This window comes from [Actinomadura] parvosata subsp. kistnae (assembly GCF_900323885.1).
GTDB classification, from domain to species: domain Bacteria; phylum Actinomycetota; class Actinomycetes; order Streptosporangiales; family Streptosporangiaceae; genus Nonomuraea; species Nonomuraea composti.
Genome location: NZ_OOHJ01000018.1, coordinates 685,351 through 706,508 on the forward strand (window position 1 = coordinate 685,351; position 21,158 = coordinate 706,508).

The 21,158-nt window shown below is 73.2% G+C and carries 15 protein-coding genes and 1 pseudogene; 8 read left to right on the top strand and 8 right to left on the bottom strand.

Going from position 1 to position 21,158, the window contains the following annotated elements:
* Positions 1–42: 42 nt before the first annotated feature.
* The gene (locus KIS93_RS23320; RefSeq protein ID WP_080045657.1) at positions 43–1,038 is read right to left on the bottom strand and encodes a DNA topoisomerase IB; all 996 of its coding nucleotides are present in this window, start codon (positions 1,036–1,038) and stop codon (positions 43–45) included.
* A gap of 84 nt (positions 1,039–1,122) precedes the next feature.
* Between KIS93_RS23320 and KIS93_RS23325 the strand changes: the two genes are divergently transcribed.
* The 3 genes from KIS93_RS23325 (at position 1,123) to KIS93_RS23335 (ending at position 4,339) form a co-directional block, all read left to right on the top strand.
* A complete protein-coding gene (locus tag KIS93_RS23325; protein ID WP_155129213.1) occupies positions 1,123–1,386 on the top strand; it encodes a hypothetical protein in 264 nt (87 codons plus the stop codon).
* A gap of 7 nt (positions 1,387–1,393) precedes the next feature.
* Positions 1,394–2,407 carry an SDR family oxidoreductase gene (locus KIS93_RS23330; protein WP_080045655.1) on the top strand — a complete coding sequence of 338 codons (1,014 nt, stop codon included), beginning with the start codon at positions 1,394–1,396 and terminating at the stop codon, positions 2,405–2,407.
* 102 nt (positions 2,408–2,509) lie between these two features.
* Complete coding sequence (locus KIS93_RS23335; RefSeq protein WP_230465839.1) at positions 2,510–4,339, top strand: transketolase; 1,830 nt, start codon at positions 2,510–2,512, stop codon at positions 4,337–4,339.
* Between the two features lie 372 nt (positions 4,340–4,711).
* On the opposite strand, the pseudogene KIS93_RS23340 reads toward KIS93_RS23335, so the two are convergent.
* A pseudogene (locus tag KIS93_RS23340) lies at positions 4,712–5,092 on the bottom strand (ChaB family protein); the annotation flags it as partial.
* Positions 5,093–5,105: 13 nt separating this feature from the next.
* On the bottom strand, positions 5,106–5,387 hold the full coding sequence (locus KIS93_RS23345) for a hypothetical protein (protein WP_080045654.1): 282 nt from the start codon (positions 5,385–5,387) through the stop codon (positions 5,106–5,108).
* A gap of 38 nt (positions 5,388–5,425) precedes the next feature.
* On the opposite strand from KIS93_RS23345, the gene KIS93_RS23350 reads away from it, so the two are divergent.
* The 3 genes from KIS93_RS23350 to KIS93_RS23360 all read left to right on the top strand — a co-directional run bounded on the left by KIS93_RS23350 (position 5,426) and on the right by KIS93_RS23360 (position 10,743).
* Positions 5,426–5,935 carry a shikimate kinase gene (locus KIS93_RS23350; protein WP_230465838.1) on the top strand — a complete coding sequence of 170 codons (510 nt, stop codon included), beginning with the start codon at positions 5,426–5,428 and terminating at the stop codon, positions 5,933–5,935.
* Between the two features lie 12 nt (positions 5,936–5,947).
* Entirely contained in the window at positions 5,948–6,526 is a 579-nt protein-coding gene (locus KIS93_RS23355) for a GNAT family N-acetyltransferase (protein WP_080045652.1), read from the top strand.
* Positions 6,527–6,648: 122 nt separating this feature from the next.
* Entirely contained in the window at positions 6,649–10,743 is a 4,095-nt protein-coding gene (locus tag KIS93_RS23360) for a protein kinase domain-containing protein (protein ID WP_186404404.1), read from the top strand.
* Between the two features lie 13 nt (positions 10,744–10,756).
* Here KIS93_RS23360 and KIS93_RS63555 read toward each other — a convergent pair whose 3' ends face one another.
* The 5 genes from KIS93_RS63555 to KIS93_RS23380 form a co-directional block, all read right to left on the bottom strand.
* Positions 10,757–11,170 carry a hypothetical protein gene (locus KIS93_RS63555; protein WP_222107602.1) on the bottom strand — a complete coding sequence of 138 codons (414 nt, stop codon included), beginning with the start codon at positions 11,168–11,170 and terminating at the stop codon, positions 10,757–10,759.
* Positions 11,158–12,540: a serine/threonine-protein kinase gene (locus tag KIS93_RS65555; RefSeq protein ID WP_246005350.1), complete on the bottom strand. Its 1,383-nt coding sequence runs from the start codon at positions 12,538–12,540 to the stop codon at positions 11,158–11,160. The genes KIS93_RS63555 and KIS93_RS65555 overlap by 13 nt, the downstream gene beginning before the upstream one ends.
* 62 nt (positions 12,541–12,602) lie before the next feature.
* On the bottom strand, positions 12,603–14,219 hold the full coding sequence (gene metG / locus KIS93_RS23370; protein ID WP_080045649.1) for a methionine--tRNA ligase: 1,617 nt from the start codon (positions 14,217–14,219) through the stop codon (positions 12,603–12,605).
* A gap of 60 nt (positions 14,220–14,279) precedes the next feature.
* Positions 14,280–15,284 (bottom strand): hydroxyacid dehydrogenase, encoded by a 1,005-nt coding sequence (locus KIS93_RS23375; RefSeq protein ID WP_080045648.1) that lies wholly within the window; start codon positions 15,282–15,284, stop codon positions 14,280–14,282.
* 144 nt (positions 15,285–15,428) lie between these two features.
* Positions 15,429–18,377 (bottom strand): helix-turn-helix transcriptional regulator, encoded by a 2,949-nt coding sequence (locus KIS93_RS23380; protein ID WP_080045647.1) that lies wholly within the window; start codon positions 18,375–18,377, stop codon positions 15,429–15,431.
* Between the two features lie 207 nt (positions 18,378–18,584).
* Between KIS93_RS23380 and KIS93_RS23385 the strand changes: the two genes are divergently transcribed.
* Positions 18,585–19,583, top strand: a complete 999-nt coding sequence (locus KIS93_RS23385; RefSeq protein WP_080045646.1) for a hypothetical protein — start codon at positions 18,585–18,587, stop codon at positions 19,581–19,583.
* Positions 19,583–21,130: a clostripain-related cysteine peptidase gene (locus tag KIS93_RS23390; RefSeq protein ID WP_080045645.1), complete on the top strand. Its 1,548-nt coding sequence runs from the start codon at positions 19,583–19,585 to the stop codon at positions 21,128–21,130. Before KIS93_RS23385 ends, KIS93_RS23390 begins: the two co-directional genes overlap by 1 nt.
* The last annotated feature ends 28 nt before the right edge of the window (positions 21,131–21,158 follow it).

Sequence of the window (21,158 nt, forward strand, 5' to 3'; positions counted from 1 at the left end):
TCGCCTCCTTCTTCTGTCGGCGCATGCCCGGTCGCGAACAGCTCAAACGGCGCGAATCAGCTCAATGACCGCCCGTTCGACGGGTCCCGCCGTGGCGAGCTGCCCGAAATCCGCGTCCGCCCCGAGCTCCGTCAGCGCCCCCGCGATCGTCCTGTCCTGGTCGTACGCCTCCACCACGCGCGGATCCACGTACGACGCCCGCGCCACCGTCGGAGTGTTGCCCAGATACTCCGCGACCTCCCGCATCACCCGGGTGATAGCCCGCTTCTTGCTGGTGACGCCCTCCCGCGCGGGCCTGGACACCGCCAGCCCCACCGCCGCCAGCACGGTGGCGTGCCAGGTGCGGAAGTCCTTGGCCGTGACCTCGTAGCCGATGGTCTCGCGCAGGTACTCGTTGATGTCCTCGCTCCTGATGTCGCCCCAGCCGCCCTCGCGCCGGTAACGCAGCAGCTCGCCCTCCACGCCCAAGGCCTTCAGCGAGCGCAGCACCTTGCACGCGGCCGGGTCGGCCACCTCGACCTCCCGCCTGATGTCGCCCTTGGCCTGGTAGGAGCAGGTGACCACGCCGCGCGAGCAGGTGATGTGCTCCATCCTGAGCGTGGCCAGGCCGTAGGTGTCGTAGCTCTCGCCGCCGATGCGGAAGAAGCCGATGTCGAGCAGCCGGGCCGCCGCGGCCAGCACCCGCTCCCTGGTCAGCCCGCGCCCCTGGAGCTGCTCGTCCACGGTCTTCCTGAACGCCGGCAGCCGCTCCGCCACCTCCAGCACCCGGTCGAACTTGGCCCGGTCCTGCTGCTCGCGCCACAGGTCGTGGTAGCGGTACTGCCTGCGGCCGGCGGAGTCCGTGCCGACGGCCTGCAGATGCCCGCGCGGCGACGTGCAGATCCACACGTCCCGCCAGGCAGGGGGGATGGCCAGCGCCCTGATGCGGGCGAGTGTGGCGGGATCGCGCACCGGCCGGCCGTCGGGGCCCTCGTAGCTGAACCCGCGCCCGCGCCGGCGTCGCACGATGCCCGGCTCGCTCTGGTCGCTGGGGTGCAACTCTCCGGAATGTCGATCTCGCTCGGGCACGCAGGGCGGCTACCCCCGACGTTAGGCGGCAAACAGTAGGGGCAGGTGAGCCGCATGTCTGACAACGGAGAATGGCACGAGACACGCGACACCCGAGGGCACGCCATGGTGCCCGCGACCCCCCGCGACGTCATGCACGTCAGGGTCGGGTCGTTCATCCTGGTCTTCCTGTTCGCCTTCGCGGTGCTCGGCCTGCTCACCGGGGCGCCGGTGCTGACGGGCATCGCCGTCGTGCTGGCCATCGGCACGGCGATCGACATGACGCTGGCCGTACGACGCCAGAAGCGGCAGCAGGGACCTGACGGAGAGGCGGGCTGATTCCGGCATGGCACCACTTCGTGGACGCGTGGTAGTGGTGACGGGCGCGAGCGGCGGCGTCGGGCGCGCCGTCGTGCGCGAGCTCGGCGCGCAGGGCGCCAAGGTCGCGCTGATCGCCCGCGGTACGACCGGCCTCGGCGCGGCGGCCGTGGACGTGGGCGTGCAGGGCGGCACCGGACAGGTGTACGAGGCCGACGTGGCCGACTACGAGCAGGTGCGCGCGGCGGCGGAACGCATCGAGAAGGAGATGGGCCCCATCTCCGTCTGGATCAACACCGCCTTCTCCTCCGTGTTCGCCAAGTTCACCGACATCACCCCCGAGGAGTACGAGCGCACCACCGCCGTCACCTACCTGGGCTACGTCTGGGGCACCAAGGTCGCGCTCGACCTGATGCGCCCCCGCAACGCCGGCGCGATCGTCCAGACCGGCTCCGCCCTGTCGCAGCGGGGCATCCCCCTCCAGTCCGCCTACTGCGGCGCCAAGCACGCCATCAAGGGCTTCACCGAGTCCGTACGCACGGAGCTGCTGGCCGACCGCAGCAACGTGCGCGTCACGCTCGTCCAGCTCCCCGCGGTCAACACCCCGCAGTTCGACTGGGTGCTGTCCAAGCTGCGCCGCCACCCCCAGCCCGTCCCCCCGATCTACCAGCCGGAAGTGGCGGCCCGCGCGATCGTGTACGCGGCCGCCCACCCCGAGCGCAAGGAGTACTGGGTCGGGACCAGCACCGTGGCGACCCTGCTCGCGCAGCGCGTCGCGCCCGCCCTGGTGGACCGCTACCTGGCCCGCACGGGCACGCAGTCGCAGGTGACGGACGACAAGCAGCCCACCGGCGTGGCCAACCTGTGGGAGCCCGCCGACGAGAGCACCGACTACGGCGCGCACGGCTCGTTCGACGACCGCTCGCACGCGCGCAGCCCCCAGGTCTGGCTCTCCCAGCACCGCGGGCCGGTCCTGCTCGGCCTGGCCGGCGGTGCCGCCGCCGCGGCCGTCGCCGCCGTGCGGCGCCTGCGCCGGGCCTGACCACCTGATCACCCGGGCCCGCGCCTTCCCCAGGGCGACTCGCGCGCGCCGAGTCAAGCGACCGCGCCCGGGTAGGCGGGGCGGAAACGTCTCGAGGAGGTCATGATGCCTGACCGCGATCTTCAGTACCTGGCCGAGCTGGCGGCACAGCTACGCGTGGATTCCGTACGAGCGGCGGCGGAGGCGGGCTCGGGCCATCCGACCTCGTCGATGTCCGCGGCCGACCTGATGGCGGTGCTCTTCGCGTGCCACCTGCGCTACGACTTCGAGCACCCGGAGCACCCGGCCAACGACCACTTGATCTTCTCCAAGGGGCACGCCTCCCCCTTGCTCTACTCCCTTTACAAGGCGGCCGGCGTGATCAGCGACGAGGAGCTGCTGTCGTTCCGCCGCAGGGGCAGCCGCCTGGAGGGCCATCCCACGCCCCGGCTGCCCTGGGTGGACGTGGCGACCGGCTCGCTGGGCCAGGGGTTGCCCGTCGGCGTGGGCGTGGCGATGGCCGGTCGGCTGGAGCGGCTGCCGTACCGCGTGTGGGTGTTGTGCGGTGACAGCGAGCTGGCGGAAGGCTCCATCTGGGAGGCGGCCGAGCACGCCGGCAGCGAGGGCCTGGCGAACCTGACGGCCATCGTGGACGTGAACCGGCTCGGCCAGCGCGGCCCCACCCGGCACGGCTGGGACACCGGCGCGTACGCGCGCCGGTTCGGCGCGTTCGGCTGGCACACCATCGAGATCGACGGGCACGACCCCGGCCAGATCGACTTCGCCCTCGGCGACGCCCGCAACACGCGGCGCCGGCCGACCGTGATCCTGGCCAAGACCCGCAAGGGCGAGGGCGTGCTGGAGGTCGAGAACCGCGAGGGCGCCCACGGCAAGGCGCTCAAGGACCCGGACAAGGCCGTGCAGGAGCTGGGCGGGCCGCGCGGCGTGCGCGTCGAGGTGCAGCGGCCCGAGGTGGACGCGGCGCCGTTCCGGTTCGCGAGCAACGGCATGAAGCTGCCCTCCTACCAGGTGGGCGAGCAGGTCGCGACGCGGACCGCGTACGGGGCGGCGCTGGCGGCGCTCGGCTCGGCCCGCGGCGACGTCGTGGCGCTGGACGGCGAGGTGGCCGACTCGACGAAGACGGAGACGTTCGCCAAGGAGCATCCCGAGCGCTTCTTCGAGATGTACATCGCCGAGCAGCAGCTCGTCGCCGCCGCCGTCGGGCTGCAGGTGCGCGGGTGGAAGCCGTACGCGGCGACGTTCGCGGCGTTCCTGACCAGGGCGCACGACTTCATCAGGATGGCCGGCGTGAGCGGGGCCGACATCCGGCTGGTCGGCTCGCACGCCGGGGTGGCGATCGGCGAGGACGGGCCGTCGCAGATGGGCCTGGAGGACCTGGCGATGATGCGCACGGTGCACGGCAGCACCGTGCTCTACCCGTGCGACGCCAACCAGACGGCCGCCCTGATCGCCGAGATGGCGGACCTGGAGGGCGTGTCCTACCTGCGGACCACGCGCGGCGACACCCCCGTGATCTATCCGCCGGGCGAGCGGTTCACGGTGGGCGGCTCGCGGGTGCTGCGGCACACGCCGGGCGACCGGGCCACGATCGTGGCGGCGGGCGTCACCGTGCACGAGGCGCTGGCGGCGGCCGACGACCTCCAGGCGGACGGCATCCCCGTGGGCGTCATCGACCTGTACTCGATCAAGCCGGTCGACACGGCCGTGCTGGCCGAGGCGGCGACCACCACCGGCAACCTGATCACCGTGGAGGACCACCGCGCCGAGGGCGGGCTGGGCGACGCGGTGCTGGACGCCGTGAGCGAGCTGGGGCCGCGCGTGGTGAAGCTGGCCGTGACCGACCTGCCCGGCTCCGCGACGCCGCGGGAGCAGCTCGCCGACGCCCGGATCGACCGCCACGCCATCGCCGACGCGGTCAAGCGGCTGCTGTGAGCGCTGCCCGGAGACATGAGTGAGGGCCGTCGATCCAGCGAGATCGACGGCCCTCCGGGTGGTTGGTGAACGATGTCGCCAAGCCCCACCTCGTCAGCGGGACTTCGCCGCGGAAGCCTTCTTGGGAGTGGACTTCTTCGCGGTGGACTTCTTGGGGGCGGACTTCGTGGACTTCGTGGACGACGACTTGGGCCCCGACTTCACCTTGGACGTCGTCTTGGTGCCGGACTTCGACGAGGAAGCCGCCTTCGTCCCGGACTTGGTGCCCGTGGACTTGGTACCGGTCGATTTGGTACCGGTCGACTTGGCACTGGTCGACTTGGTATTGGTCGACTTGGTACCGGTCGACTTCGTGCTCGCCTTCCCGTTCGAGCGGGACTTCGCCGTGGCCGACCTGTTGGCCTTCTTGATGGCCTCGACCAGCTCCGGCTTGGTCATCTTCGACCGGCCGGTCACGCCGAGCCGGCCGGCCACCTGCATCAGGTGGTCCTTGCTGGCGTTGGCGTCCACGCCCTCTTCCGTCCTGCCGGAGCGGTCGGTGGCGCCCTTGTCGGAAGGGCCCTTGCCGTCCTTCGCCTCCCAGTGGTCGCCGACCTTCTCGAAGGAGTGCTTCAGCGCGGCGAACGCGGTCATGTGGGCGCGCCGTCCCTCGCCGTACTCCTTGACGGCCGAGTCGTGCGCCTTGATCCACGTGTTCTGCGCCTTCTTCGGAGAACGCTTGATGGTCGACGGCAGCTCTTCAACGGCTGGCATGTCGATTCACCTCCTACAGCGGTGGTTCGTCGTAGTGGCGGCGCTCCTCGTAGACCGTGGTCCTGCGGGTCTCCGGCTCCTCGTAGATCTCGTGACGGTGCACCGGCTCGTCGATCGGGCCGACCGCGCGGCGCGTGACGGTGATCCTGTATATGCCGAACAGGAGCCCGACCAGGCCACCGAGCATGAGGATGACGCCAACTACGTTGATGTCGAGGCCGGCGAGGTCGAACTCGACGGCCCAGGTGAGGATCGCACCGAGCATGATGAGGATGATGCTTCCGGCGATGGTCATCAGATTTACCTCCTTGACACGAAGGAACCTCTATCCACATGTCGAAAAACAAACCAGTCGTGATGATCGGGCTCATGGGCTCGGGCAAGACGACCGCCGGCCGCTTGATCGCTGAGGCGCTCGGGCTGCCGTTCACCGACAGCGACCAGTACCTCCAGGAGAAGTACGGCGCCACCTCCGCGCCGATCGCCGCCCGCGAGGGCAAGGAGGCTCTGCACCGCTACGAGGCCGAGCACGTGCTGGAGGAGCTGGCGGGCGAGCCGAAGGTGATCGCCGCGGCGGCCAGCACGCTGGAGAACGCCGAGGTGCGCGCGGCGATGCGCAAGGCGTTCGTCGTCTGGGTGGACGCCGACGATGCGGTGCTGGCCGAGCGGATGCGCACCAGCAAGCACCGCCCCGACTACGACCCGAGGGAGATGCGGGCCCGCCGCGAGACGTTCTTCCGCGAGGTCTCGGACCTGATCTGCGACGTCGGCGTGCTCACCCCCGAGCAGGTGCGCGACCGGGTGCTGGCCGAAATGGGTTTGCCCGGCGTTGATCGCGACTGATAGCCAGAAGGGATGCCAGAGGGACTGCCAGAAGGACCGTTCGCCGAGAAACCCACCCTGAAGGGCGCGCGCGTCACGCTGCGCCCCGTCGGCCCCGAGCACGTCGAAGGCCTGATCGAGTCGGTCTCCGACCCCGACGTGCGCCGGCTGACGGGCTCGCACGCCACGTTCGACCCCGATCAGCTGCGCGCGTGGTACGCCACCCGCGGCGACCACCCCGACCGGCTCGACCTGGCCATCATGGCCGGCGACGAGTACGTCGGCGAGGTCGTGCTGAACGAGCTCGACGCCCCCAACCTGTCGTGCAACCTGCGCATCGGGCTGGTCGGCCCCCGCGTGTTCGGCAAGGGGTACGGCACGGAGGCGATCGAGCTGGTCCTCGGCCACGCCTTCGGCACCACGCCGCTGCACCGGATCAGGCTCGGCGTCTACGCCTTCAACGAGCGGGCTCGGCACGTCTACAAGAAGATCGGCTTCGTCGAGGAGGGCGTCGAGCGCGACGCGCTCCTGTGGGACGGGCAGTGGCACGACTGCGTGCTCATGGCCATCCTGCGGCCGGAGTGGCAGGCCGCGTCACGGGGCCTGGCATAATGATCATGACGCATGGGTCCCCCGAGGCGCGCGGGGGACCTGTCGCGTCCTTCCGGATCAGGTCGTTTCCGGACAACCAATGGGCGGTGTCGTGCATCTAAGCATCAGTGACGATGCGCTTGGTGCCCGGTGATCCCGAAAGGCTTGGCGGCTATTGGCTGGCCGCCAGGCTGGGCGCGGGCGGGCGCGGTGTCGTCTACGACGCCTACGACGACGAAGGCCACCGGTTCGCGGTCACCGTGCCGCGCGGCGAGGTCGGGCACCGCTACGAGCGCGTGAGCTGCCGCCACCTGGCCGAAGTGGTCGCCGTCGGGTCCGACCAGGGTGTGCCCTACGTGGTGAGCGAGTTCGTCAACGGGCCCGACCTGCGGCAGGCCGTCGCGCTGCACGGGCCGTACGCGGGCGCCGAGCTGGCCGCGCTGGCCGGGGCGCTGGCCGAGGTGCTGCGCGCGCTGCACGACGCCGGGCTCACCCACCGCGGGCTCAACCCCGAGAGCGTGCTCCTGGCCGACGACGGCCCCAAGGTGATCGAGCTGGGGCTGCCGGTGCCCCGGCCGATGGGCGCGTGCACGTACCAGGCGCCCGAAGTGCTCACCGGGCAGGCCGCCGAGGCGGCGGCCGACGTGTTCGCGTGGGGCGCCGTCGTGCTGTTCGCGGCCACCGGACACGACCCGTTCCACGGCGACAGCCTCGGCGGCATCATGCACCGGCTGCTGACCGTCGACCCCGACGTGAGCTGCCTGCCCGGCCCCCTCGCCGAGCTGGTCGGGCGGGCGCTGGCCAAGGACCCCGCCGACCGCCCCACGGCCGCCGAGCTGCTGGTCGACAGCGACGCGCAACTGCGGCCGCCCGAGACGTACGTACGGCAGCGGTCGCTGGGCGAGCTGGCCGAGGAGGTGTACGCGACGCTCACGCCCGCCCAGCAGCAGGAGGTGCCCGGCCTGCTGCTGCGCCTGCTCGACGGCGACACCCCGCACGACGAGGGCGACGTGCTGCGCCCGCTCATGGAGGCCGGCCTGCTCGTCCGCCGCAGCGTCCGCGTGCCCGCCGTCGAGACCTCCGTCGGCAAGCTCGTCGCCGTCAGCGACGACCGCGTCGCCCCGGCCAGCGCCGCGCTCTACCGGGCCTGGCCCCGCCTGCGCGGCTGGGTCGCCGACGAGCGCGAGGGCCTGGCCGTGCACCGCCGCATCCGCGAGGCCGCCCGGCACTGGTCCGAACACCGGCGCGGGCGCGGGCACCTGCTGCGCGGGCACGAGCTCGACACCGCGCTCGGCTGGGCCGCCACCAAGCGCCGTCACGTGCGGCTCAACCAGCTCGAACGCGACTTCATCAACGACAGCGTGGCCCTGTCCAAGCAACGCAGGAAGCTGCTCGTCCCCTCGCTCGCGTCCGTCGCCGCTGTGCTGGCCGTCGCCGTCACGATGACCGTCGTGTCCGTGCACGGGCAGAACGACCTGCGCGAACGCCTCATCGAAGCCGACGCCCGCGCCGTCGCCGCCCGTGCCGAGTCGCTGCGCACCTCCGACCCGCGCACCGCGATGCGGCTCAGCGTGGCCGCGTGGCGGCTCGCGCCCGTCTTCGAGGCGCGGGCCGCGCTCCAGGCGTCGCTCGTCCAGCCGGAGCTGGCCGTCTTCACCGACCCCGAAGCCGACCCGCAGGCCCGCTACCTGCTGCGCGGCGACACCCTCATCCGCTGGGACGCCTCAACGGTCACCCTCTGGGACGTCGCCGCCCGGCGGCGGGTCGCGTCGTACCCGCTGCCCGCCGGCATCACGGCGCTCAGCGACGACGGCCGCTACGCCGAGGGCCCCGCGAGCGGCCCCATCGACGTCACCACCGGCCGCGCGCCCGACGCGGCCGTCTACGCCATCAGCAGGGGGAACAGGACCCGGGTCTACCGGGGGACACGCGTGCTCTTCGACCTCACGGACGCCAAGGTCGCGCTGTCGGGCGACGGTGCGCGGGCGGCCGTCTCCCGGCTCAACGGGCGGGTCGAGCTGTGGGAGCTGGCGCCGCGCCGTACCCGGGTGAAGGTCCTCGAGGTCGAACCCCTCACGGGCGCGGACGCCGCCGCCCCCGCCCTCGCCTTCAGCCCGGACGGCCGCACGCTCGCGGTCGCCGGGCGCGACGGGGTCACGCTGGTCGGGGGCGAGGACGCGCGGTCGCGCGGAGCCTCCGCCGAGACGTTCGGAACGGCGGTGCAGCCGGGGCCCGACACGGTCGCCGACCTGTCGCGCGGTGCGTCGCCCGCCCCGACCGGCGCCACCACCCCAGGCCCGGGCGTCCTCGCCCTGCCCGCCCCGACCCCCACCCCGGCCCAGGCCCCGCCCTCGGCCCCATCCCAGGCTCCGGCGGCGGGCACCTCCCAGGCCCCAGCGGCCCGCACCTCGCAGCCTCCCGCGGCGGGCGCGTCCCAGGCTCCGGCGGCGGGCGCGTCGGCGAGCGCGGGCGCGGACGCCCGCGCGACCGGCCCGGCACCGCTGCGGTCCGCCGGCGCCGACGGCGGCCGGACGGCCCAGCCGGGCGCCGGCGCGACCGCGCAGGCCCAACCGGGCGCGCAGACCGGGACGGCCCGACCGGGTGGGCCGACCGGGACGGCCCGAGCGGATGCCGAGGCCAATGCGAGCAAGGCGGGCAGGCCGGGCACCGGCGGCTCGGGCACCGGGCAGCCGCAGGCGCGCGCGACCGGAGCGACGCCGCGCCGCGCCGACGAGGCGGGCACCGGACGGTCCGGAAGCGGCGATCCCCAGGCGGCACGGACGGGCGACGGCGAGGCGGGCCGCTCCTCCGACGGCCAGGCAGCACGCCCCCGCGACGGCGAGGCGGCGCGGGCCGGTGACAGTGGCGGTGAGGCGGCGCGGGCCGGCGACGGCGAGGCGGCGCGAACCAGTGACGGTGGCGGGGAAGCGGCACGGACCGGCGACGGTCAGGCGGCACGGGCCGGTGACGGGCAGGGGGCGCGGACGGGTGGTGAGCCGGGCAATGGGCCGGGCGATGGGCGCGGGGCCGGTGCGGGGCCGGGTGATGGGCGCGGGCCCGGGGCAGGGCCGGACCGGGCGTGGGGGGTCGAGGTCGTGGACGGGATGGAGGCGGCGCCGGGCGCGTCGGCGGGCCCGCTGGTCTTCAGCCCCGACGGCCGCCTGCTCGCACTCCCCGGCGCCGGCGAGGTACGCGTCTGGAACGTCGCCGAGCGCCGCCTGTCCGGCTCGTACCCCCTCAAGGATCCCGGCCACGGCCTGGCGTTCTCCCTGGACGGCCGCCAGTTGCGCTACCTCGGCGGCCTGGGCTCGGTCGTCTCGCTCGACGTGTCCGGCCTGCCGGCGCCGTCCGGCGACGGCCACATAGCGGCGTTCTCCGGGAACGGCCGGGTCGCCGCCAAGGAGGTCGGGAACGCGATCGAGCTCACCGACACCGAGGAGCGCAGGAAGCTGGGCCGGATCGCGGCGGCCGGGGACCTGGCGTTCGACGCGGCCGGCCGGCTGCTGGCGGTGGCGGGCGACCCGGTGACGGTGTGGGAGGTGGCCGGCGGCAGGCAGGTGGCCACGATAGAGGCGGGCGGCGACGTGCCCGCCGTGGCCCTCTCCCCCGACGGCGGCACGCTGGCGACCGCCCGCGGCAAGCTGCTGGAGACGTGGGACGTGCGTACGGGCCGGCGCATCAAGGAGTACGCGGGCGCCGGCGACCTGGCGCTGGCCTTCAGCCCCGACGGCACGACGCTGGCCGCCGGCCGGAACCTGCTCGACCTGGCCACGGGCCGCGTCACCCCGCTCGACCTGGCCGACGGCGCGGCCCCGACGGCGCTGGCCTTCTCCCCCGACGGCGGCCGGCTGGCGATCGCGCTGGAGGGCGGCCGGGTGCTGCTGTGGGACGTCCGGGAGCGGGCGACCATGGGCACGATCGAGACCGGCTCCGCCCCGGTGGACGAGCTGCGTTTCTCCCCGGCCGGCGACCTGCTGGCCGTGGACGCGGGCCGTACCTCGCTCTGGGACACCGCGGCGCTGCGCGAGGTCGGCCAGGTCGGCTCGTGGGCCGCCGGGCTCGCCTTCAGCCAGGACGGCAAGCGGCTGCGCGGCGTGGCGCTCGACGGCACCGTACGGGAGGTCGCGGTCGATCCCGGGCTGACGGCGCGCGAGGTGTGCGCACGCGCGGACGGCGCGCTGACCAGGGCGGAGTGGGCCCGTCTGATCCCGGAGAGCGGCTACCAGGACAGCTGCTGACCCCGCGCCCGCCCTAGCTGACGACCTTGAGCACCTTGCCCTGCGGGCTGACCACGAGGTAGCCGCCGCGGCTGTAGGTGTCGGAGGCGTAGACGAGCAGGACCTGCTTCATCGAGGCGAACGAGTAGTCGGGCTCCACGATCATGTGGTGGGAGATGGGGGCGCGGGCGCCGAGGTCGCTCTTCGCCTTCTTGAGCAGGGAGGGGAGGGCGTCCCAGTTGAACGTGGCCAGGTCGATGAGGGGGGTGTCGAACGTGCTGCCCGACCTGGGGCCGGTGACGGTTCCGTCGCGGTAGTCGTAGCTGTCGTAGACCTCGGGGTCGTCCTTGCGGGGGACGTCCACGGAGGCGTGGGTCGGGTGGACCGTCATCTTGACGACCTTGGTGCCGCCGATGACCGGCTTCAGCTTGGCGATCATGTCGCGCATGCCGGCGGGGGTGAGCAGGTTCTTCGCGGCGGGCTCGCCGGTGGCGTCGTCGCCGGGCTGGTCGGCGGGCTCGTCGGCGGGCTCCGAGGTGGCGGTGGTGGGATCGTTCCCGAGGTTGAGGCTGGTGATCCGGGGGTCGCCGCCGCTCGCGTCGATGATCGTGGGGAGGAACTGCCACACCAGCACGGCCACCGCCGCGACCGCCGCCACCGACACGGACACCGCCACCGCCGCTCCGCGCCCGGCGCGGGTGCTGGGGCGCGTGTTCGCGGTGTCGGCGCCCGGGATCGGCCCGGCGCCCCACGGGGGCTGCTGCTGGGGCGCCTTGGCGTACCCGGGCGGGACGGTCTGCCCCGAACCGGGCGGAACGGTGTGCGCGCCCGGGAAGTGCGGGCCACCGGGCCCGTGCTGCGGCATCGCGGGCCCCCGCCGAACGCCCCGGCCCCCACCGGCATCCCAGGACCGGAAGGCTGCATCCCAGGACCGGCGGCCGGCATCCCGGGGCCGGCGGCCGGAGACATCCCCGGGGGCGGCGGAGGGGTGTGGCCGGATTCGGCTGCGGCCAGCATCCGGTCCAGGGTCTCCGGGTCGGGGCGGTGGGCCGGGTCGCGGACGAGCAGGGCGCCCAGCACGGGCCCGAGCGGCCCGGCGCGCTCAGCGGGCGGCACGTCCTGGTTGAGCACGGCGGCCAGCGTGGCCAGGGTGGTGTTGCGGCGCAGCGGGTGCCGCCCCTCCACCGCGACGTACAACATCATGCCCAGCGACCACAGGTCGGAGGCGGGGTCGCCTTCGACGCCGTTGATGCGCTCGGGCGCCATGTACTCGGGCGAGCCGATGAACGACCCGGTGGCCGTGAGGCTGGTGGACTCGCGCATCGCGGCGATGCCGAAGTCGGTCAGCACGGAGCGGCCGTCCTCGCGCAGCAGCACGTTGGCGGGTTTGACGTCGCGGTGCTGGATGCCGACGGCGTGGGCGGCCCGCAGCCCGGACAGGACCTCGCGGCCGAGCCGGGCCGCCTCCCTGACCGGTAACGGCCCGCGCTGGAGGTGGTCCTGGAGTGAGCCGCCGGTGACCAGCTCCATGACGATCCAGGGGTAGCCCTGCTCGCCCGGGTCCACGATGTGGTGGATGGTGGCCACGTGGGGGTGGTTGAGCCGGGCGAGGGCGCGGGCCTCGCGCAGCACCCTGGAGCGCAGCTCGCGGGCGAGGGTGGGGTCGTGCTCCTCGATGGAGGGGTCGGGCGGGCGTACCTCCTTGAGCGCGACCTCGCGGTGCAGGGCGACGTCCCAGGCGCGCCAGACCAGGCCCATGCCGCCGCCACCGAGCCGCTCCACGAGCTCGAAGCGGCCGTCGATCACCCTCTTGTCCATGCGGAGAGCGTAGGGCCGGCCCGCCCGGGCGCGCTACGCGCGCGCCCGCCCGGCCAGGTGGGTTACGCGCCCGGCTGCTCCTCCAGGCGCGGGAACAGGGCGGCGCCCTTGGTGACGGTCGAGCCGGCCGGCAGCCTGCCCCACTCGCCGGCTTCCTGGACCCGCTGGTCGGCCAGGGGGCCGAGGGCGGGCTCGGCGCCGAGCGACTCCCAGAGCTTCTGGGAGCTGGCGGGCATGAACGGGTGCAGCAGCACGGCGACCGCCCGCAGGGACTCGGCGGCGGTGTAGAGGATGGTCGCCAGGCGGGCCCGCGCTTCCGGGGAGTCGTCCTTGGCCACCTTCCACGGCTCCTGCTCGGAGATGTAGCCGTTGACCTGCTTGACGAAGTCGAAGATGGCCTGCAGACCGGCCTGGAACTCGACGTCGTCGCCGATCTTCCTGTCGGCCTCCGCGACCGCCTTGGCCAGGCCCTCGTGGACGGCCTGCTCGGCGTCGCCGTCGGCGCTCGCCTCCGGCAGCACGCCGTCGAAGTACTTGCCGACCATGGCGGCCACCCGTGAGGCGAGGTTGCCGTAGTCGTTGGCCAGCTCGGAGGTGTAGCGGGCGGCGAGGTCCTCCCAGGAGAACGAGCCGTCCTGGCCGTAGGCGATGGCCCGCAGCAGGTACCAGCGGAAGGCGTCGACCCCGAAGTGGGAGGTGATCTGGCGCGGGCTGATGCCGGTCAGGTTCGACTTCGACATCTTCTCGCCGCCGACCAGCAGCCAGCCGTTGGCGACGATGCGGCCCGGCAGCGGCAGCCCGTTGGCCATCAGCAGCGCCGGCCAGATGACCGCGTGGAAGCGCAGGATGTCCTTGCCGATCAGGTGCACGTCGGCCGGGAAGCTGGCGTCGAACGTCTCCTGGTTCTGGTTGTAGCCGACCGCCGTCGCGTAGTTGAGCAGCGCGTCCACCCACACGTAGATCACGTGCTCGTCGTCCCACGGGACGGGCACGCCCCAGTCGAAGGTGGAGCGGGAGATCGACAGGTCCTGCAGCCCCTGGCGGACGAAGCTCAGCACCTCGTTGCGGGCCGACTCGGGCTGGATGAAGCCGGGGTTGGCCTCGTAGTGGGCGAGCAGCTTGTCGGCGTACTCGCTCAGCCGGAAGAAGTAGTTCTCCTCCTTGAGGATCTCCACCGGCCGCTTGTGGATCGGGCACAGCTGCTTGCCCGCGTTCTCGCCCGTGCCTTCGAGCAGCTCGCCGGGGAGTTTGTACTCCTCGCAGCCCACGCAGTAGGGGCCCTCGTATCCGCCCTTGTAGATCTCGCCCTTGTCGTACAGGTCCTGGACGAACTCGCGCACCCGGTCGGTGTGCCGCTTCTCGGTGGTGCGGATGAAGTCGTCGTTGGCGATCTCCAGGTGCTGCCAGAGGGGCTTCCACGCCTCCTCCACGAGCTTGTCGCACCACTCCTGCGGGCTGACGCCCTTGGACTCGGCGGTGCGCAGGACCTTCTGGCCGTGCTCGTCGGTGCCGGTGAGGAACCAGACCCGCTCGCCGCGCTGCCGGTGCCACCGGGTGAGAACGTCGCCGGCGACCGTCGTGTAGGCATGGCCCAAGTGCGGCGCGTCGTTGACGTAGTAAATGGGAGTGGTGACGTAGAACGCCTTACCACTCTTAGTCCCGGATCCGGTGGCCACCATGGGCGTGATCCTACTGGCCGGGGCCCCGGCGTTTCACATGGATTGACCGACGGCGCCCGCTCAGGCGAGCGTGGCCAGCTCCTCCGCGGCGACGCCGTGCGCGAACGGCAGGCCCTGGGCGTACCTGGCCAGCTCGTCCACGGCCAGGTCGGCGAGGCGGGCCAGCTCGCCGCCCAGCGACCCGGCGATGTGCGGGGTGAGCAGCACGTTCGGCAGGTCGTACAGGGGCGAGCCGGCCGGCAGCACGTCGGGCTCGGTGACGTCGAGGACGGCGTACAGGCGGCCGGAGGCCAGCTCGGCGATGAGCGCGTCCTGGTCGACGAGCGCGCCGCGGGCGGTGTTGATCAGGGTGGCGCCGTCGCGCATCAGGGCCAGGCGGGCGGCGCTGACGAGGTGGCGGGTCTCGGGCAGCGCGGGCGCGTGCACGCTGACGATGTCGCTGCGCTCGAACAGCTCGTCCAGCTCGACCTTCTGCACGCCGAGGTCGTCGGTCAGGTACGGGTCCGCGACCAGCACCTCCAGCTCGAACGGCCGCAGCAGCTCGATCACCCGCCGCCCGATCTTGGACGCGCCGATGATGCCCACGGTGCGCCGGTAGTTGCCGAACCCGGGGAACATCGCGTCGAGGTCGAGCCGGGTGCCGGGGTGCTCCCGGTAGAGCCGGGCGATGTCCACGACCCGCTTGCCGGCGAACAGGATGGCGGCCAGCGTGTACTCGGCGACCGGCTCGGCGTTGGCCACCGCCGCGGACGAGACGAGCAGGCCGCGTTCCCAGCACGCCTCGGTGATGTGGTGCTTGACCGAGCCGGCCGCGTGCACGACGGCCCGCAGGCGCGGCGCTGCGGCCAGCACCTCGGCAGTGATGGGCGGGCACCACCAGCTCGTGTACAGCACCTCCGCCTCAGCCAGCGCCCCGGCCACGGCCGGGTCGGCGAAGTCGGCGGCCACCAGCCCGGGGTCCACGTCGGCGATCGCGACCAGGCGCTCGCGCACCGGCCCGGTGATGAGCCGGTCGGCGATGTGCGGTGCCATCGCGAGCAGGGTCTTCGGCCGCGAAACGGTCATCAGGCTCCCCCGGACATCGGCGTAGGTCAAACGCGATCATAACGATCGGCTATGTGCCGGCCCCGCCCGGGCCGCCTCCTCGGCCGGGCTGTCGCCTTACGACCCGCCTCCTCAGCCGTGCTCGCGCCGTCGCCGCACGCCGTCTCACTCGCCGAGATCGCTGAGCTTGCCGATCAGCGCCGTGCGGGAGGTGATGCCGAGCTTCGTGTAGATGTGGCTCAGGTGGTACTCCACGGTCTTGACGCTCAGCACCAGCTTGCGGGCCGCCTGCCGGTTCGTCAGGCCCCTGCTGATCAGCACCGCCACCGTGTGCTCCTGCGGCGTCAGCCCGAGCCGCGCGGTGTCCTGCGGACGCAGCACCGCCCGCCCGCTCGCCGCCAGCTCCAGGTCGCACTGCTCCAGGTACGGCAGCGCCCCCAGCCGCGACAGCGTGAGCTGGGCCGCTTCGAGCTGCTCCGCGGCGGCCGAGCGGCGGCCCCTGCGGCGCAGGAACGTTCCGTACGCGAGCTGGATCCTGGCCTCCTCGAACGGCGTCTCGGTCTTGGCCGTGTGCTCCAGCGCCACCTGGTAGCAGGTCTCCGCCTCGCCCGGCTCGTGCCTGGCCGCGTGCAGCCCGGCCCTGGCGCGGGCGGCGGCGGCCAGCACGCTGCGCCGCTCCCTGTCCAGGGCCAGCAGCTCGCACGGGACGAGGACCTCCTCGGCCTCCTCCGGCCGGCCCGCGTTGACCAGGGCGTCGGCGAGGAGCGTGCGCCAGAGCACGACGACCGGCTCGTCCGGCAGGTTCGTCCTGGTGAGCGGGGTGAGCGCGGCGATGACCCCGTCGTGGTCGCCGCGCGCCGTCGCCACCAGGGCCTCGGCGGCGGCCGTGCTCACCTGGGCGGCGACGTTGCCGGGCGAGCAGGCGGCGCGGGCCGCCCGTACGTGCGTGGCGGCCCGATCCCACTCGCCGCGCGCCGCCGGGACGAGAGCGGCCACGGCGTGGGCGTGGCTCGCCAGCCACGCCTGGCCGAAGTCGTCGGCCGTCGAGGCGCCCAGCTCGGCGTGCCCGGCCGCGTCGTCCCACCGGCCCAGCCGGTACTCGGCCTGGGCCAGCGTCGTCGCCACCAGCAGCTGGAACGGCGCCGACCGGCCGGCGCTCACGGCGAGCAGCCCGAGCAGGTCCGCCTGCGCGCCCGCCAGGTCGTCGGCCCACAGGCGCAGGGTGCCGCGCCCGAGCAGGGCGTCCAGCTCACCGGGGGCGGCCTGCGCCGGCACGGGCAGCTCGGCGCACTCCGCCAGCCCCGCCTCGACCTCCCCCGCCAGCCCCAGCCCCACCAACCGGGCAAACCGCCCGAACTCCCCGCCGCCCTCCTGCCCGCTCCCCCGTTCGCTCTCCTGCCCGCCGTCCTGCCTGCTCCCCCGTCCGCTCTCCTGGCCGCCGTCCTGCCTGCTCCCCCGTCCGCTCTCCTGGCCGCTTTCCTGGCCGTCCTCCTGCCTGCCTTCCCGCCCACTCTCCCGGCCGTCCTCCTGTCCATGGGGCAGGGACAGCGCGTGAGCGGCCCAGCGCGCGGCGTCCGGGCCGCTGCCCCGCAGCAGGCCGGCCAGCGCGAGACGGGCGCCGATCGCGGCGGCGAGCCGCACGTCACCGTCCGCCCGCGCCTCGGCAGGGCTCGGGTCGCCGGAGGCGTGGGTCCAGGCCTCGTGGAGGCGCCGGACGGCCTCCTCCACTCGTCCCGCCACCAGCGCCACCGACCCCTGGACGTAGCCGTGCACCCCGGGATCGCCCCCAGGCGAGACCTGGGCGCCCAGGGCGGCGGCGTCGGCGGGGCGGCCGGCGGCCAGGAGGGCTTCCACCGCCTCGGCGATCAGCCGGTCGCGTTCCGGCCCGGTGCGGGTGAGCTGGACGGCCCTGGTCAGGCAGCCGCACGCGCCGGCCCAGTGCCCGGCCGCCGCCTGCCGCCGCCCCACGAGGGCGACCTCGCGGACGAGCGCGTCGTCCACCTGGTCGGCGGCGGCGAGCCGGTGGTGCAGCCGGTGCACGACGTCCTCGACGAGGGAGGCGGCCAGGAGGTGCAGCCGCCGCCGCGTGGCAGGCCCGAGGTCGTGGTAGACGGCGGCCCTGACGAGCGGGTTGGGGAAGCCGACCGACACACCGGCGCCGGTACGCCACTCGACGAGCAGCCTGGCTCCGGTGAGCTGCTCCAGGGCGGGCAGCGGCTCGGTCAGCTCGGCCATGCGGGCGACGAGGTGGAGGGGCGCGGACGTGCCGAGCACGGCGGCGGCCGTGAGCAACCGTTGCGCCGGGCTGTCGCAGGCGCCCAGCCGCCCGCGTACGGACGTGGCGTAGGCGCGCGGCGCGGGCAGCGGGGCGTCCACGTCGGCCAGGGTCTCGGCGCGCACCTGCTGGAGCAGCGCCCGCGCGTGCAGAGGGACGCCCTTGGTGTGCTCGTGCAGCCGTTCGGCGGCCTGGGGGGTGAGCCGTACGGGGCCGAGCCGGGCGCTGAGCGCCTGCAGCTCGCGGGCGCTGAGCCCGTCCAGGGGGAGCCGGAGCGCGGCGCTGCTGCGCAGCAGCCGCCGCAGCCCGTCGGGCAGGCGGGGGTGGTCGCTCTCCCTGACGATCACGACGGCGAGCACCCGGTCGGTACGCAGCCGCCGCAGCGCGAACGTCAGTGCCTGCAACGAGGGCAGGTCGGCCCAGTCGGCCCCGTCGATGGCGACGACGACGGGCGCGGCGTGCTGGAGCTGGGCCAGGAGCTGCAGCAGCGCGGCCCCGACGACCAGCGGGTCGGGGCTGGCTCCGGCGGCGAGCCCGGCCAGCGCCTCGGGCACCTGGTGGGCCTGGGTCACGAGCTGGGCGAGCACGCCGTAGGGCAGCTCGGACTCGCCGTCGTCGCCGCTGACCTCCAGCACGGCCGCGTTCTCGATCGCGGACAGGAACTCCCCTGCCAGCGCCGTCTTGCCGATCCCGGCCGGCCCCTCCAGCACGACGAGGCTCGACCGTCCTTCGCAGACCCGCCCGAGCTGGGCGTGGAGCACCGCCAGTTCGCGGTACCGGCCGACGAACTGTTCGTCCCGGGAGCGCTCGGGTCCATTGCGGAGGGCGCGGGCTGCCATCGGACTCACCCCCTCGCCGGATGTTCCCTAGGCCAAAGTTCATCGTGGGCCTTGGCCCGGCGGGCGTCCAGTCTCCTTTACCCGAGTCAGCTCTTTCGGTCATTAGGGAAACGCCCCGGGGTAATCCCCAGGGCGTTCCCTGATGCTCCCGGCAAAACCCATTCATACCGTCCAACGTGGACGAATGCCCCAAATCGCCGGGAGAACATGATGCCGTCCTACATCGCCGAGGAGCAGCGGGGAGTGGAAGCACGCATTCTCAACGTGCTCTTCCCCACGATCCTCCAGGGACTCCAGCTGACCCACCAGGCAGCCGACCAGTTCGGAGCACGTCCGCAACAGGCCCACCTGCTGCCGATGAGGCCGCGCATGGAGCACCGGCCCGTGGAGTACCAGCAACACCAGCAGCCCTTCGAGCCCGGGTGGACCTTCGCCCAGCTCGCCGCCGACCGCTCGTTCATGGACGTGGCCGCCGTCCTCATGCCGGTCGTGCAGGCCATCATCCCGCCGCTGGTGGAGCAGCTGCTCAGCTTCGGCCCCGCCAAGGCCGACACCGACCAGAACGAGGAGGACCGCTTCCTGCAGTTCGTGCCGCAACTGCTCGGCACGGTCACGCCGATCATGATGCAGGTGCTGCCGGGCCTGCTCCAGTCGATGCACGGCATGCGCGCCGAGCACCCCGTACGCGTGACCGACCGCGAGCTCAACCAGCGCTACTTCGGCCCGATCGTGCAGGCCACGCTGCCCGCGATCGTCTCGCAGCTGCCCGAGCTGCTGGCCATGGTGCACGGCGACCAGCGCGCCCCCGTCCGGTACGAGCCCATGCCCGGTCGCGGCCCCATCCAGCTCATGCGGATCTCCAGGAACGACCTCGTCAACGCCCACCGGCTGCGCGACGGCGACGTCCTCCACCTCACCGAGACGCCCGCCCAGCCCGGCACCACCGAGATCCGCATCACGACGGCGCCGCACACCATGTGGTGGAAGGGTGTCCAGGTCACCGACGAGACCGGCCGGCAGCTCTGCTTCGTCGAGACCGACGGCGACCGCTACGCCGTCTTCGAGTCGAGGGCCGTGCAGTCCGGCGGCTCCATCGTGTTGTGGAAGGCACGGATGTTCGGCGAGCACGCGCCGATGTACGTCATCCCGATCGGCGACCTGACGCCCGACGGGAAGTGCTTCGACCTGCACTGGGCCGCCGACTGATGGCCGGGCCCACGCTGCGGCTCGGCAGCAGAGGAGAAGAGGTCAGGCGGCTCCAGGAGCTGCTGCGCGCCCGCGGCTACCGGGTACGGGCCGACGGGTACTTCGGCGGCGCCACGTACGGGGCCGTGCTGAGCCTCCAGCAGCGCGAGGGGCTGCCCGCCGACGGCGTGGCCGGCCCCGGCACGTGGCGGGCGCTCGGCCGGACCCAGGCGAGCCTGGCGAGCGAGCCCCGCCAGGACGAGCCGGCCGAGTGGAGCTTCATGGTCTACATGGCCGGCAACAACAACCTGTCCGACGCCGCCGGGCGCGACCTGGAGGAGCTGCGCGCCGTCCCGTCGTTCAACGGCGTCCGGGTCACCTGCTTCGTCAAGCGGCAGGACGCCGGCGGCCGCGCCCAGCACATGGAGGTCAGGGCCGGCGGCGCGCCCGACCTGATCGAGGAGCTGCACCCGCCGGTCGACTCCGGCCACCCGCAGACGCTGCTCGACTTCGTGCGCTGGTCCGTGCGCCGCGCGCCCGCCAAGCGGTACGCGCTGGTGATCTGGAACCACGGCGGCGGCTGGTCCCCCGACGACCTCGACCAGATCTACACCCAGGTCAGGGGCCGTGCCGCGCGGCGCGACGTGGAGAGCGGCTACGTCCGCAGGGCGCCGCGCGCGTCGATGGCGGACGGCGAGCCGGCCTTCTCGGAGCTGTCCAGGCTGACGGAGTCGCAGGAGATGACCAAGGCGGTGTTCACGACGTCGCTGACCGAGGTGCTGCGCCTGCCGAACGGGCAGGAGCGGGCGATCGCCGGCGACGACGGGACGCTGCACTCGCTGGACACCATCGAGCTGTGCAACGTCATGCGGGCCGTCCACCAGGACCTCGGCCGGCCGCTCGACCTGCTCGGCATGGACGCCTGCCTCATGAGCAACCTCGAGGTCTGCTTCGAGCTGCGCGAGCACGTCGGCGTCGTGGTGGGCTCGGAGGAGCTGGAGCCGAACGAGGGCTGGCCGTACACGGAGATCCTGTCCGCCATGGCGGCCGACCCGCGCATGGACGCGCGCGAGCTCGGGCGGATCGCCGTGGAGGAGTACGTGAAGTCCTACCGCGGCACGCACCAGACCGTCACCCAGTGCGCGGTGGACGCGACGCGCATCGAGGAGTTCATGCGCGAGTTCCAGACGCTGGCCGCGGGCATGCGCCGGCAGGTGCAGGTCAACCGGTCCGTCGTGGACAGCGTGCAGTCGGTCGCGACCCGCTTCCACATCGACCGCTCGCTCATGGACCTGCGCACGATCTGCCTGGCGCTGGTGGCCGACTCGCGCACCGACCCGACGCTGGCCTCGGTGGCGGACAAGCTGCTGGCCATCCACGGGCCGGGCGGCTTCGTGATCAACGAGGGCCACCAGGGCGAGAAGGTGGAGGAGTGCGGCGGGCTGAGCGCGTACTTCCCGATGGAGCGCACCATCTCGCGCTACTACGGGGACCTCCAGATCGCCCAGCACACCGAGTGGGACGAATTCCTCAGGGACTACGCGAACGCGCGTACCATCAGGCGGTAGGAGAGCGCCCGAGGCGGCGTCTTCAGAC

Coding starts and splice junctions, on each gene's coding strand:
- KIS93_RS23325 (WP_155129213.1), top strand. CDS start 1,123: ATGTCTGACAACGGAGAATGGCACGAGACACGCGACACCCGAGGGCAC.
- KIS93_RS23330 (WP_080045655.1), top strand. CDS start 1,394: ATGGCACCACTTCGTGGACGCGTGGTAGTGGTGACGGGCGCGAGCGGC.
- KIS93_RS23335 (WP_230465839.1), top strand. CDS start 2,510: ATGATGCCTGACCGCGATCTTCAGTACCTGGCCGAGCTGGCGGCACAG.
- KIS93_RS23345 (WP_080045654.1), bottom strand. CDS start 5,387: ATGACCATCGCCGGAAGCATCATCCTCATCATGCTCGGTGCGATCCTC.
- KIS93_RS23350 (WP_230465838.1), top strand. CDS start 5,426: ATGTCGAAAAACAAACCAGTCGTGATGATCGGGCTCATGGGCTCGGGC.
- KIS93_RS23355 (WP_080045652.1), top strand. CDS start 5,948: ATGCCAGAGGGACTGCCAGAAGGACCGTTCGCCGAGAAACCCACCCTG.
- KIS93_RS63555 (WP_222107602.1), bottom strand. CDS start 11,170: ATGCGCGACATGATCGCCAAGCTGAAGCCGGTCATCGGCGGCACCAAG.
- KIS93_RS65555 (WP_246005350.1), bottom strand. CDS start 12,540: ATGGACAAGAGGGTGATCGACGGCCGCTTCGAGCTCGTGGAGCGGCTC.
- metG (WP_080045649.1), bottom strand. CDS start 14,219: ATGGTGGCCACCGGATCCGGGACTAAGAGTGGTAAGGCGTTCTACGTC.
- KIS93_RS23375 (WP_080045648.1), bottom strand. CDS start 15,284: ATGACCGTTTCGCGGCCGAAGACCCTGCTCGCGATGGCACCGCACATC.
- KIS93_RS23380 (WP_080045647.1), bottom strand. CDS start 18,377: ATGGCAGCCCGCGCCCTCCGCAATGGACCCGAGCGCTCCCGGGACGAA.
- KIS93_RS23385 (WP_080045646.1), top strand. CDS start 18,585: ATGATGCCGTCCTACATCGCCGAGGAGCAGCGGGGAGTGGAAGCACGC.
- KIS93_RS23390 (WP_080045645.1), top strand. CDS start 19,583: ATGGCCGGGCCCACGCTGCGGCTCGGCAGCAGAGGAGAAGAGGTCAGG.